Genomic DNA, 12,075 nt, shown 5'->3' with positions numbered 1-12,075 from the left:
TAAAACAAGATGATTGGCAAGGACCTACATTTTTAATTGCCGAAACATACATTTTCTACTTGCCAAATACACGTATACGATGGTGATGAAGACCTATATCCACAGCTTCCTGATCACGGGCAGTTTTCTACTGGCGGCGGGTCTGTTCCTCGGGATTTCGATCTACATGGCTGCACTGTTTTGCGGCGTGAACCAGGTCGAACGGGCGGCTGATGAAGAGGCCGGGGAGTCACCGGATGCTCCGTAACTGGAAACAGCTGTTCTTCAGGGAAAAGCCGCCCGGTGTGACAGGAAGACTGATGGAGTTCGCCGTCTTCTTCTTGCTGCTGACCCTGGTGAGAAGGCTTTTTCATCCGGAGATCCGCTGGGTGGAGAATCTCGTACTGGCCGCCGCGATTTTCGCAGTGAATGCGTTTGTGGAATGGGCCTGGAAACCGATTGACTATACAAACGGGAAGAAACCGAAATGAGGGATTGCATGGACGGGGATGACCCGCAAGTTTCCGGCAGATCTCCAGGACTCCTCCTAGCGATATTCGCTGCCGCATATCTGCTCATGAGCATCCCTGCCATGCTAGGTGTCGGTCAGGTGATTGATTGGGTACCGGAAGCGACCGTCTTCCAGAAAGTCAGCGGCACGTTCGTCAGTGCCTTGACCGACCATGTTGCCTTGAAGCTCACAGCATCCGCCGTCTTGGCGTTGTTGGTCAGCTGGAGGTGGAAGCGGCGTGCGCGAAGTGGAATAAGATAGTGACAGCTCAACCGGAGTTGCGTCTGAATTCGGTTTTCTGAATTATGAAACGGAAAGGGAGTCGGAGGGATGCGAAAATTCCTATTTTCACTTGTGATGCTCGTGGCGCTCTTATCAGCTTGTGGACAGCAGGAAGCAAGCCTAGTTGAGATGAACCATCTTCCGGATAAGGTGGACAAAGCGATCGATCCTGAAGAGCAGTTGCAAGTCGTGAATGACAGCGGCGGATTCTACTACATCGTTTTCCAGTCGGACGCGGATGTGAAAACCGCTCTGCAAACGAAGGATGACATAGCGATTGTCCAATTGGAAGAATCGCCTGCCGCCAGCGGGGAGAGTAAAAGGACCATCTATAAGCTGACGACAGGTCCGGAGCATGAAAAAATGGACATCCGGGTCAATGGCGAGTCGGTATCCTACCCGGTGATCATTGTGAACTAATCTGCCTTACTGGATATTCCGGCATTGACGAAACGAAGAAACGGACAGGCGGAAGGAGGTGCCGAGGTGATCGGTATCCTAGTGAGATATATTGTCGTTTTCCTCGTGATTGCCATCTTCATGTGGGCGGCGAAAACCATCGTCCGCAAGGCATTCGGCATTCCAAAGGAACCAGAGGGGAGCCGCACGCAAAACTATGTGAAGCAGCGATTTGACGAGGTGGATCAGCAGGTGAAAAATTACACTTGGGTCGTCCTGTTCGCGGTGCTTGTCGTGAACGTGGCGTATTTCCCCCAGTCCTATGCCTTCATCATCGCTGTCTTCCTCTACACCGCAACCCGGATGCTGATCAAAGCGTATATCGAGCGGAAATACTCAACAGTCCCGAGACAGGCACTTGTCACGATAACCGAACTGGCTGTTCTGACCGCGTCACTCATAATCATACTGAACTTCAATTTACTCTAATAACGACAGGTGCCGATCAGGACACAATCGATATTATCTTCAATGGGGAGAACATGTCTTATCCGTTACCCAATGTTCTGTGATGAAAGCATAGTCCAGGGCTAATAATTATCCTGGGATTAGATTTTTGAATTGATCATCGGAATAAGGAAAGGGGAGATGGAATGTTAGTTGAATTCATCTGGCTAGGTCTGGCAATTGCAGCTGCCGGTTATTTTATAGGGGATGGACTAAAAAACTTCAATAATCCGAATGCAAAAGATCATCTGAGTGATTTCTTCGACGATGACGATGAACCAGAACTTATAAAGGAAAGCGACGTTCATCACTTTATGGGAATTTCTAAAGAAGACGCCAAGAATTTGTTGTTGGAATATCCGGACATTCCACATGTATTCATCAATAATAATGTGTATTATCCCAAATTGAAATTACGTAAGTGGCTAACGGAACAATTAGGAGGACGCTAACAAATGAAATACACCATCTGTAAGATGAAAAAAGAAGACACACCGGACGTCCGGGAAGTGGCAGAAATCAGCTGGTACTCAACGTATGAAGGGATCATCCCGCGTGAGATACAGGAGAATTTCCTTAAGACGGCTTACAGCGATGAGATGTTGGCGACCCGTTTGGCACGCTCCCTTCTCTTCGTAGCGAAAGCGGGGGAGCACATCGTTGGATTCGCCGATTTCACACCAGTGAATGACAAGGGGCATTCGGAGTTGAACGCCATCTATCTCGACCCCGACTGGCAGGGACATGGAATCGGGACGGCCCTGCTGCAGCGAGGTCTCGATGAACTGGGCGGCGCACGGAAATTATATATCAATGTGGAAAAAGACAATACGATCGGCAAACGGTTTTACGAAGCGAAAGGATTCGAAGCTGTCCGCGAGTACGATGATCTTTTTGATGGGCATGTCTTGAAAACAGTGCGTATGTACCTGACTCTGTGAGCGTAGGTCTGCTGTGTCCGATCACTTTAATCTACACTGAAAAGAAGGGAGAGGGAGTACATAAAAGCTGCACCGCTTAGTATCCGGCCATTGCTCATTCTCGCAGTTATTCTGTTAACGGCCTGCCAGCCACCGAAGCCGTCTGTTGAAAAGACCGAGGTGCCGAGTGAAGAACCTGCAATCACCTATACCTTCAAAAACCCACGGACAGGGCAGGCATTCAGCATCCATCATGCGTACTTGCTGTATGATAACTTTTTCACTGCAGTGAGCGAAAACCCCAAAGATTCGCCGTATGAATTGTACGATCGGGAAGTCTTGCAGTCTGTGAATGAGGCATGCTTCGAGAATGCCGAGCTGGCTCAGTTGGATTACACAGCCGCCTTGGAGTGGACGCCGGCGAAACGAGAATATGAACAGGTCACGAAGCAGATTGCGAGAATGAACACCGAGCAATTGAATGACTTGTTCGAGGAAGCGCTTGTGAAATCATCGGATCTCCTGCCATCCGACCAGCAGACGAATGTCTGTATTTTCCCGGAAAATGAAGCATTCCCTTCTGAGATGCTGACAGTCGGTTCCGAGGAAATATTGGTTTTTTACAGTAAATATGACAGGACGTACAAGGCAGGAATGGCCCATGAATATCACCACACTGTCTGGCTGGGCAAGCATATCGACGACGATACCCCTCTCACGCTATTTGACCATCTGGCGCTCGAAGGCCAAGCAGTCATGTTTGAAAGTATCGTATATCCGGACATGAACAGCACCTATTACATAGTCGATGAAAGTTACAACCAGGATTATTGGGACCAGATGGTATCGAAATTAGACAGCATCTACACGGAAGATATCGACGGAACGATCCAAGGGGGAATCAATGGTCTTCCTCATGCCTACGGCTATAGCGAAGGCTACAAAATCATCCGCGCCTACTTGGAGAAACACCCTGACATGTCCGTGGAAGAGTGGACCTCCAAAGATCCCCGGGAAATCTTCGAGGACTCGAAGTATGTGGATAACTATCAGTGAGCCCCTGCATATAGGACGCCGACTTTATTTTGGAGGAGGATGAACGATGGAGGAAAACCCATTGGAATGTGAAAAGCATGAGTATGAAGAGCACCTGTTACCAATTGACGACGAGATCTGTGCATTGGTGAAGAAACGGCTGGAACAACCGGTTGATCATACGGCCTTCCCTTCTGAACAAATGATAACCAGCTTAGCGGAGAAGCATGGGCTGCACGAAGAATTGGTCAGCGCTCTATTCAACACGCTGGAGATGGAGGAATACTTCAGGCCCCGCGTCGACCCGGTTGGTTTCCGGAAACATCTGCCCGTCTTGCAATCCGTGGAGATAGGTGATCGCCTGTACTCCGTCACATTTGTCCGGCAGTACAAGAACGCAAGCGTCGTAAATCTCAATGCTGATTGGGACGGCACCCAGGATTCCCCGCACGAGTACGAACCGAACACATTCGAGCTGTCCATCGGTGACTCCTATGATTGCCGGATGGACAGCGGTAGCGGATCGACCGGATACTCCCACACGACCTACATCGTCACGCCGCTGCCAGACGACTTGGCAGGCATCGACTTGACGTTCACCGAATACACCGATCATGTCAGAAAGAAACCGACAGGCGTGGCATTTGTGATGCGTCTGTCGTAAATGCAAACTGAAAACGAAGAGAGGAAGTGAACGTGTTGGGTATTCTGCTGCCGATCATGATGGCTGTTTCCATAGTCGTCACATTTTTTTCGCTGTCCTTCGCTATCTTGAAACGTTCGTGGCAAGCGATGCTGGTGTCCGTGTTTGCCAGTTTGCCGGTTTCCTTGTATCTCGCAGGTGTCAATCCGCCGTTGTCATTTCTAGGGGGGATACCCATGCTTCTGCTGTTCGGCACATTCATTATGAAAAGACGGGATCACAAACAAATTGCCCGATAAGCAGTTTGGAAACTGCATTGGCTCCTGAAAAGTAAGTCGGTCTGCTTGTTCCATAGCTGTGTAATTAAATTCGGCTGCTCGCAAGGCTGACTGGAACAGCATATAAATTCCGAAGATCAGCTGCGCAACAATTGGGGAGGATAACTCATGACCGTATTCAGGCGACTCTCTTTTTGGTTGCCCGTACTAGCCGTGATGCTTTATGTGAACGAGTTGTGGATGAATCCTGCAAAAGACATCGTGTTTGCTGTCGATCCTTTGCTGGCACAAATAGTGGGAGTGCTAAATCATCGCGATTATCTCTATGATCATGACAGATTGCAAATGCTGTTCCCCGGCTTTTTGGTGCACGTCATCCTGTGGTTTCTTTATGGGCTTTTCATTGACTATGCTATTCACATATTATTTAAACAAGAAGAAAAGGAGGATTGAAAAAATGGACTCAAGAGATTTGAAACTCAAGCAAGGTGCAGCTATTTCCATTTCAACTTTACTGATTGTCGTAGGATTCCTATTGATCGCACAGATGTACTTCACGTCCACAGAGAACCAGGCCATGACGAACGCTTGTTATGACCAAGGCGGTTTGCCGGTAGTGGAACGATCACTGTTCAGTATCACTTTTTTTGATTGTCAGGTGGATTTGTAATGCTGATCGGAGGTTTGGATGAGTTCCGATATGCTTCCGGGGAACGGGATTGCTAATGCTGACATTCCATGTGAATTGTGAAAGAGGAATCGTTTAAGCAGACGTGGTTCTTGGAACAAGAGCTACGCTAGTTCGACAATCGGGCCGGATTACGAAATTCTGGTAAAGTAGAATTAGGAGGGGACATTATGCCACGTTGCACTAATTGTAATTACAAGTGGAGTGGTAAAGATATACTAGCGCTCGGATTTTCTAAGAATGGAAAAGACTGTCCGAATTGCGGTAATAGGCAATATCTTTCTAGTGAAACACAGAAACTATTTACCTTGGGTTATTTAAGTTTAATTTTTGTTCCTTTTCTTCTTTTCAAGATTAAGCTGAGCAATAAAGATGAGCCTATATGGTAGTACTGCAATCGTGCTCGATAGTGGGAAAGCGGTTTGTACCCTTTCCTCAATCTGGCTAGAGATGATTGACCAGAAAGAATTTAGTATTAGGAGACTGAGCTGATGAAAAGAATCGCTAATATATTAATTCTTTTATTTATTCCATCGCTTTTAATAGCGTGTAACAACCCAGAGGATGAAGAATACTTTATTTACAGTTCAAACTTCACTGATCAATTAATAGAATGTCTTGATAATGAAGGAATTAAGTATAAGTTGGATGATAATGAAAATGTATTGATTAAAAGGAAAGATAATGGCAAAGCCGTTATGCGATGTGCTTGAAAATTTTACAAACGGACGCGATTACGGGAAAGGATTTTCGCCCGTTCATCAATCAGGTCAGATTCCAATGAACCATTAGTATTTTTTTAATCAATTAAGCCAGCTCAGTAACAAGCGCGAAAAATTTGATTTGATTAAAATATCTGTTTAAAAGGAGTAAATGATGATAAAAAATATCCAAGTTGATGTGTTTTTGAAAAAAAAGGATTTCACACCTTTAGAGGAAAAGCTTATCGAACTATTCATCATTAACATAGGTACCTTTGTTAATGCTTTTAATATAGCTAAGCCTATGGCTATGAATCCGATTGAACAATCTAACGCTGACTTTTCTATGGAATTTGTGTTCCAAGAATTAATTGAAAGAGAAATAGCTGTTAAAATGGCTGAAGATATAGAAAAAAGACTTGATGTAATGTTCTATATGGCGGAAATCGAGTTAGTGGAACTTAAATCCATGCCCATAGAGCAGCAATAATTAACTTCTTTTACTTTCTTGTTTCGCACTTGGGGCCAAGTGTGAAACAAGGAATTATGCCCATTCATCAATCGGGCCATTTTGTTGAAGAAGTAATTGTAGAAGATGATGATGTAGGCGAATTTCAATGGTAATAGTATATTAATGTATATTATTAACAGTTAATTTAAAATACTTGAAACTTAATGGGGTGCTAATGTGAAAGCTTTATTGGTCATAGATTTTCAAAATGGGTTTCTACAAATAGGTGATTTCAGCCTAGAGAAAGAAAAGGTTGAAAACCTTATTAAAGATTTTAAACGTAATAAACAACCGGTTATTTTTATTCGTCACAAGGATGAAAATAGTGAAAGTCCAATAGCTAATGGTTCTGAAGGAGGAAATATTGACTCGGATTTAGTTAAGTATGCAGATAATATTATTGAAAAAAGTACACCAAGTGCATTTTTTAAGACCAATTTGCAGGAAATACTACAATCGCTCGGTGTTAATCATATTTTCGTAACTGGATTCAATACAGAGTATTGTCCTCAATTTACGGCAATTGCTGCATATGACAGAGGATTTCAGGTTACTTTTATTGAAGATGCAACGGCTACAGTTAACGATGACAGTACCTATGAATTTCCAGGGTTAGATATCCGTGATTTTGTTGGGTCAGTGCTTAACTGGTCGAATGTCATTGAAGTTATCGATTATGAAGAATATGTAGAAGAATATGCCGATATAGAATTAAAATCTTAATCTCACTTTGGAATAATAACTGATGTTGTCTACCGCAATGGGGCGCGTTTGCTTGATAAACAAATGCTCCAATAAATGCTCCAGTATCGCAAGAGGGCCAAAATAGGGATAAGTATACTACGAGTATCAAATCATTTCTTTTCGACTCAGATATTCATGGAATTGGAAGGGATTGAACAGGATGAAAATAACTAGCCTGATTTTAGCCGCCATTGTACTAACTTTAAGTATTTATACGTTGGTTACAGATAATTATTTTGTAATGCCTTATTTCGAGTTATTTGTTTCTTTCATGTTTGTAGTATTAGGTCTCCTGCAGTTGCGGGAAAATCATAAAGTCTTTGGTATCTTTTTGTTGGTTTGCGCTGGTTTCGCACTTTACGCAAGTATCGTAGGTTTCGTATAAGTATACTGAAATTCACTATCGGGCACGATTGCGAGGCAAAGATTGCGTGTCAAACAGGTCATTCAGAAGCAGCTGGGAGGAAGAAAAGTGGATGTAAAAACAGAGACAAACAGTAAGTCCATTGTTTCTTTGGTACTGGGGATCCTGTCGATCTTCATTCCATTTGTGGGGTTCATCCTCGGAGTTATTGGTATAGTACTTTCAAGAATGGCGACTCGGGAAATTGCGATGAGGAATGAGAACGGAAAGGGGTTGGCGGTGGCGGGGTTGACTTGCAGCATTGTCGGTATAGTACTACAAATTCTCCTGGTTTTGCTTTACCTTTTGTTTTTCATTCTTTTCAGCGTGAACTCTTTCGAAATACAGTAACTACAGTGAGATTGGAGATTATCCAGTATCGGACAGCCATACTGCTTGCTCGTTTTTATTTGTGAAATTTATAATACGGGAGTGACGGGAATGAAACGATTGTGCCATCAGTGCCGGGACGAGATGATCGAGGACTGCAAAGTGACGGTGGAAGGCGGGTTCTATGGTATCAAAGTGAGCGAAACGGGGAACGGAATATTCAAGAATGCTTCATCCAGGCTGCAGGCGGCTGTCTGTCCGTCCTGTGGGTACGTGGCGCTCTATGTCGAGGATGTCAGGGAGTTTAGAAAATAAAGTAGCTCGTTACAAAGTCACGAAGAATAAGCCAGGGGGAATTGAGATGTACATACCGAAGTATTTTAACGTGGACGACACAGAGGAAGTTTGGAAATTTGTCGAGCAGCATGCGTTCGGGACGGTTGTAACGACCGTGGATGGTAAGCCGGTGGCGACGCATGTGCCGCTGCAAGTGCACCGAGAGGGCGAGAAGGTTTCGATCACCGGCCATCTGGCTTATGGGAACCGTCAGTGGCGGACGCTTGAATCGACGGACAGCGTGCTGGTTCTGTTTCAAGGTCCGCACGCATATGTCTCGTCTTCCTGGTATGAAAAGGAGAATGTGCCGACATGGAATTATCAGGCGGTGCATGTCTACGGGAAAGCGCGGCTGCTTTCGGAGGACGAACTGAAGCGGGATTTGGCGGGACTGCTGCACAAATACGAAGCGCACCGGGAGTCGCCGGTGCTGTGGGAGACGCTGTCACCCGAGCTGGTCGCAAAAGAGTTGAAAGGGATTGTCGGATTTACGATTCACGTGACAGACGTCCAAGCGGCGTATAAGTTGAGTCAGAACCGCAACGAAAGGGATTACAAGGCGATTATCGATAAGCTGGAAGAAGAAGCGGACGATCATTCACACCAAGTCGCACATGTGATGAAGCAGAGGACGGAAGATATGGTCTGATAGCGATGGCAGGTGGGACGCATGGTGTGAGTCAGGGGATGAAGCTAGAAGTGAGGAATTCTATGAAATCCATCTCAAAATTATTGCTGGGGGTTCTTTTGGCGCTCGTGCTGGCAGGCTGTATCGGGGAAGACTACGATTTTTCACCGCCTGCTGTGACGCTCCAACCGGCTGATGCTGCCCAGCAGGAGCAGTTAGCAGAAGCGAACATTGAGTGGTCGTATGACGAGAAGTATAACAAGAAGACGGATGATATTTTCGCCTTGGCGGTAAAGCAGAACAAACTGCTCCTGACACCCGATCAGCGTGTGCAGCTGACATTGGACCATGGGGATTTCAAGCTGGACGGTATTACAATTTTCGTGTGGCAGAACGACGAACGAGTCACCTTACCCTTCGATGAAAAGGACCAGTCGTTTGCCGCACCGGCAGAAGCCGGTAACTATGTCGTCGAAGTGGCACTGGCTGCCGATAAGGGGCAGGCTCAGTATGTAGGGATGCTCGCGGTGGAGTAAGGCGCTGGAAAGGCCGCATCGGAATTTGAAAAATCGGGAGACGTGGAAGAATGGAACAAAGACTGCAGGAAGCCATCCGTTTACGAGAAGCTGGAGACCACCAGAAGGCAAACGAGCAATTCATGGAACTGATACGGGATTTCCCTGAGGATGCTGTTGTTAACTATCAGTGCGCTTGGAGTTTCGATGTACTCGGGGAAGAAGCGAAAGCAGTTCCATTTTACGAACGAGCGATTGAGTTGGGATTGTCCTCTGAAGACCTGCAAGGTGCTTATTTAGGATTAGGCAGTACCTATCGAACACTGGGTGATTATGAGAAATCCAAAAAGACATTCGAACGTGCGATGGAAGTGTTTCCTGCTAACCAAGTGCTTCCCATATTCTATGCCATGACGTTATATAATCTGCAAGAGCACAGCAAGGCGATGGAACTGTTGCTGAAGTGTGTAGCGGAGACATCTGCTGACCCGGACATCGTCAGTTATAAAGGTGCAATTGAATTTTATTCTACTCAGTTGGACAAGGTCTGGAACTAGCGTACTTTCGTTATACGATGACTGAAAGCTTGTCAGGAGGATGCTCATGAGAGGGATGAAGGTATCGAAGTTTACATTGTTCCTCTGGTTGCTCGCGGCGGTGTTAGTCGTTTTACTCGTCGTTTGGAAGGTGGCACGCGACCATGAGGAGAAAAACTTGGCCGATGTACTGGTTGAGGATCGCTCGGATACAGAAGCAATTTCACTGGAGCTCCGAGGGGATAAGAATCTCTCGATGACTAGTGAGGAGCATGGTCAGTTTGAACAATTACTAGACTTTTTGGCAGCATATCAGGTGAAAAAGATAGAGGATTCTAAGGCAGCAGAAGCGGACGTTCACAACGCAAATGGTGCTGATTTGTTCGTCAGGAAGAGAGGACATTCATCCTCTGATCAATCCATAATACTAGAGGATTTTGTCTACATTGCAGGTTCGGGGCATTACCGAGTGACTAACGGGCCGATCGATATGGATTGGATTAATAAGTTTGTTTCAGAAAATCAGAAGTGAGAATCACCTGACACATACTCGTTCTGTATCCTCGGGAAACGGATTGGATATGCGGGTTACATGGCGGATCCACCTGGCAAGGAGACACCTCGTGCGATGGGTTGTCTGCATTTACTTTACAATTCACCAAAAAGCCCGACCTCACAAGTGAGGGTCGGGCATTTGTTTATTTAACTTATACCGTCTGCAGTTTGTATTTTTTGATCTCCGGCGGGATCGGGCAGATGTACTCTTCGCCGTTGCGCTGTTCGATGAGTTCCGCTTTTGCCTTTTCGAGCAGTTCCGGGTTATGGAGTACTTCGATTGCCGTGGCGGCCATGACTTTGCCCGCGTGGAGCATGCCTTTGTGGCCGACGGACGTTTTGCCGGTGGAGACGATCTGCCACGTGTGCAGCGGGGTGCCGATCGGTTCGCAGCCGACGAGTGCCTGGACTGTCGGGACGACCCAGCTGACATCGCCGACGTCGCTTGTGCCTGGCATGACGCCGTTCGATGGAATGAATGGATCGATGACATCCGCTAAGTCCTTGCCTGCAAGTTCTTTGTTGGCCAGAACGTCCTTCCGTTTGTCCGCTTCGTCGAGCGTTGCGCGGATGGCTTTTGCGAAATTATAATCTTGTTCGTCGTACTCCGGAACGCCGAGTGCTGTGAAGTTGTCGTACATGACGGATTCAAGCGTATTGTTCGGCAGGATGTCGGAGGCGGCGGATGCAAAATCGATTTCGACCTTGGTACCAGTCATGAGGGCCGCTCCCCGAGCGACGTCACAGACACGCTGATAGATCTCTTCGGCCTGTGCGACGCGCGGGGCCCGGACGAAGTACAGGACGTCTGCACGGTCCTGGACGACGTTCGGTGAGACACCGCCTGTGTTCGTGACGGCGTAGTGCATCCTTGCTTCCGGAATGACGTGTTCGCGCAAATAGTTGACACCGACGTTCATGAGTTCAACTGCGTCAAGTGCGCTTCTGCCGAGGTGCGGGCTGTCCGCTGCGTGTGCGCTCTTGCCTTTGAAACGGAACGATACCTCGTAGCAGGCGAGGGACGCCATGGACCAGACGGCATGGCGTGACCAAGGGTGCCAGCAGACGGCGAAGTCGACGTCGTCGAACAGGCCTGCGCGTACCATGAACGTCTTGCCGCTGCCGATCTCCTCACCCGGACATCCGTAATACCGGACGGTTCCTTCGAGGTTGTTTTCCTTCAGATGATCGCGGATGGCGATGGCTGCCGCAAGAGCCCCGGTGCCGAGCAGGTTATGCCCGCAGCCGTGGCCGCTGCCGCCTGGCTGGAGGGGATTGTAACTCGTCTCCCCACCGGCTTGGCTCAATCCGGACAGCGCGTCGAACTCGCCGAGTACGGCAATGACCGGCCCGCCGCTGCCATAGCTGCCGACGAATGCAGTTTCAATATCGGCGACGCCTTTCTCCACTTCGAACCCTTCTTCTTCGAGCGCCCTGCAGAGCAGTTCCGCGGACTGGAATTCGACGAATCCGGTTTCAGCATATCCCCAAAGTTCGTCACTGACGGCAATCAGTTTCTCGCGTTTCTCTTCGATGACTTTCGATACGGCTTCACGATAATTCACGTCATTCAC

Annotated in this window: 23 protein-coding genes; 22 read left to right on the top strand and 1 reads right to left on the bottom strand. The window is 47.1% G+C overall.

Going from position 1 to position 12,075, the window contains the following annotated elements:
- Positions 1–85: 85 nt before the first annotated feature.
- The 22 genes from NFU03_RS13660 (at position 86) to NFU03_RS13560 (ending at position 10,478) form a co-directional block, all read left to right on the top strand.
- Complete coding sequence (locus NFU03_RS13660; protein ID WP_251639543.1) at positions 86–247, top strand: hypothetical protein; 162 nt, start codon at positions 86–88, stop codon at positions 245–247.
- Entirely contained in the window at positions 237–470 is a 234-nt protein-coding gene (locus tag NFU03_RS13655; RefSeq protein ID WP_251639541.1) for a hypothetical protein, read from the top strand. Before NFU03_RS13660 ends, NFU03_RS13655 begins: the two co-directional genes overlap by 11 nt.
- A 350-nt stretch (positions 471–820) precedes the next feature.
- The gene (locus tag NFU03_RS13650) at positions 821–1,192 is read left to right on the top strand and encodes a hypothetical protein (RefSeq protein WP_251639538.1); all 372 of its coding nucleotides are present in this window, start codon (positions 821–823) and stop codon (positions 1,190–1,192) included.
- Between the two features lie 24 nt (positions 1,193–1,216).
- Positions 1,217–1,660, top strand: a complete 444-nt coding sequence (locus NFU03_RS13645) for a DUF4181 domain-containing protein (protein ID WP_251639537.1) — start codon at positions 1,217–1,219, stop codon at positions 1,658–1,660.
- 164 nt (positions 1,661–1,824) lie between these two features.
- Complete coding sequence (locus NFU03_RS13640; protein WP_251639534.1) at positions 1,825–2,130, top strand: DNA-binding protein; 306 nt, start codon at positions 1,825–1,827, stop codon at positions 2,128–2,130.
- Between the two features lie 3 nt (positions 2,131–2,133).
- A complete protein-coding gene (locus tag NFU03_RS13635; protein WP_251639532.1) occupies positions 2,134–2,619 on the top strand; it encodes a GNAT family N-acetyltransferase in 486 nt (161 codons plus the stop codon).
- 159 nt (positions 2,620–2,778) lie between these two features.
- Positions 2,779–3,654: a DUF2268 domain-containing putative Zn-dependent protease gene (locus tag NFU03_RS13630; protein WP_251639529.1), complete on the top strand. Its 876-nt coding sequence runs from the start codon at positions 2,779–2,781 to the stop codon at positions 3,652–3,654.
- Positions 3,655–3,700: 46 nt separating this feature from the next.
- Positions 3,701–4,297 carry a hypothetical protein gene (locus tag NFU03_RS13625; RefSeq protein WP_251639528.1) on the top strand — a complete coding sequence of 199 codons (597 nt, stop codon included), beginning with the start codon at positions 3,701–3,703 and terminating at the stop codon, positions 4,295–4,297.
- Positions 4,298–4,332: 35 nt separating this feature from the next.
- Positions 4,333–4,575: a hypothetical protein gene (locus NFU03_RS13620; RefSeq protein WP_251639526.1), complete on the top strand. Its 243-nt coding sequence runs from the start codon at positions 4,333–4,335 to the stop codon at positions 4,573–4,575.
- A 147-nt stretch (positions 4,576–4,722) separates the two neighbouring features.
- A complete protein-coding gene (locus NFU03_RS13615) occupies positions 4,723–5,007 on the top strand; it encodes a hypothetical protein (RefSeq protein ID WP_251639525.1) in 285 nt (94 codons plus the stop codon).
- A 4-nt stretch (positions 5,008–5,011) separates the two neighbouring features.
- Positions 5,012–5,224, top strand: a complete 213-nt coding sequence (locus NFU03_RS13610; RefSeq protein WP_251639522.1) for a hypothetical protein — start codon at positions 5,012–5,014, stop codon at positions 5,222–5,224.
- A 188-nt stretch (positions 5,225–5,412) separates the two neighbouring features.
- Positions 5,413–5,631, top strand: a complete 219-nt coding sequence (locus NFU03_RS13605; RefSeq protein WP_251639520.1) for a TIGR04104 family putative zinc finger protein — start codon at positions 5,413–5,415, stop codon at positions 5,629–5,631.
- Between the two features lie 102 nt (positions 5,632–5,733).
- The gene (locus NFU03_RS13600; RefSeq protein ID WP_251639518.1) at positions 5,734–5,955 is read left to right on the top strand and encodes a hypothetical protein; all 222 of its coding nucleotides are present in this window, start codon (positions 5,734–5,736) and stop codon (positions 5,953–5,955) included.
- Between the two features lie 163 nt (positions 5,956–6,118).
- Positions 6,119–6,433: a hypothetical protein gene (locus NFU03_RS13595; protein WP_251639516.1), complete on the top strand. Its 315-nt coding sequence runs from the start codon at positions 6,119–6,121 to the stop codon at positions 6,431–6,433.
- Between the two features lie 198 nt (positions 6,434–6,631).
- Positions 6,632–7,177: an isochorismatase family protein gene (locus tag NFU03_RS13590; RefSeq protein WP_251639514.1), complete on the top strand. Its 546-nt coding sequence runs from the start codon at positions 6,632–6,634 to the stop codon at positions 7,175–7,177.
- A gap of 181 nt (positions 7,178–7,358) precedes the next feature.
- On the top strand, positions 7,359–7,583 hold the full coding sequence (locus tag NFU03_RS15790; protein ID WP_398290414.1) for a DUF3953 domain-containing protein: 225 nt from the start codon (positions 7,359–7,361) through the stop codon (positions 7,581–7,583).
- Positions 7,584–7,670: 87 nt separating this feature from the next.
- On the top strand, positions 7,671–7,952 hold the full coding sequence (locus tag NFU03_RS13585) for a DUF4190 domain-containing protein (RefSeq protein WP_251639512.1): 282 nt from the start codon (positions 7,671–7,673) through the stop codon (positions 7,950–7,952).
- Positions 7,953–8,042: 90 nt separating this feature from the next.
- Positions 8,043–8,246 carry a hypothetical protein gene (locus NFU03_RS13580; protein WP_251639510.1) on the top strand — a complete coding sequence of 68 codons (204 nt, stop codon included), beginning with the start codon at positions 8,043–8,045 and terminating at the stop codon, positions 8,244–8,246.
- A gap of 46 nt (positions 8,247–8,292) precedes the next feature.
- On the top strand, positions 8,293–8,916 hold the full coding sequence (locus tag NFU03_RS13575) for an FMN-binding negative transcriptional regulator (RefSeq protein ID WP_251639508.1): 624 nt from the start codon (positions 8,293–8,295) through the stop codon (positions 8,914–8,916).
- 62 nt (positions 8,917–8,978) lie between these two features.
- Complete coding sequence (locus tag NFU03_RS13570; protein WP_251639506.1) at positions 8,979–9,431, top strand: hypothetical protein; 453 nt, start codon at positions 8,979–8,981, stop codon at positions 9,429–9,431.
- 50 nt (positions 9,432–9,481) lie between these two features.
- Positions 9,482–9,967, top strand: coding sequence for a tetratricopeptide repeat protein (locus NFU03_RS13565; RefSeq protein ID WP_251639504.1), 486 nt, complete (start codon positions 9,482–9,484; stop codon positions 9,965–9,967).
- Between the two features lie 46 nt (positions 9,968–10,013).
- Entirely contained in the window at positions 10,014–10,478 is a 465-nt protein-coding gene (locus NFU03_RS13560) for a hypothetical protein (protein ID WP_251639502.1), read from the top strand.
- 175 nt (positions 10,479–10,653) lie between these two features.
- Here the strand turns inward: NFU03_RS13560 and NFU03_RS13555 are convergent, their stop codons facing one another.
- Complete coding sequence (locus NFU03_RS13555) at positions 10,654–12,066, bottom strand: M20 family metallopeptidase (protein ID WP_251639499.1); 1,413 nt, start codon at positions 12,064–12,066, stop codon at positions 10,654–10,656.
- Between the last annotated feature and the right edge of the window lie 9 nt (positions 12,067–12,075).

The sequence above is a fragment of the Sporosarcina sp. NCCP-2716 genome, from assembly GCF_023707985.1.
Taxonomy (GTDB): domain Bacteria; phylum Bacillota; class Bacilli; order Bacillales_A; family Planococcaceae; genus Sporosarcina.
The sequence above is the reverse complement of the archived record's forward strand: the minus strand, read 5'-3'. Positions and strand labels throughout refer to the sequence as shown.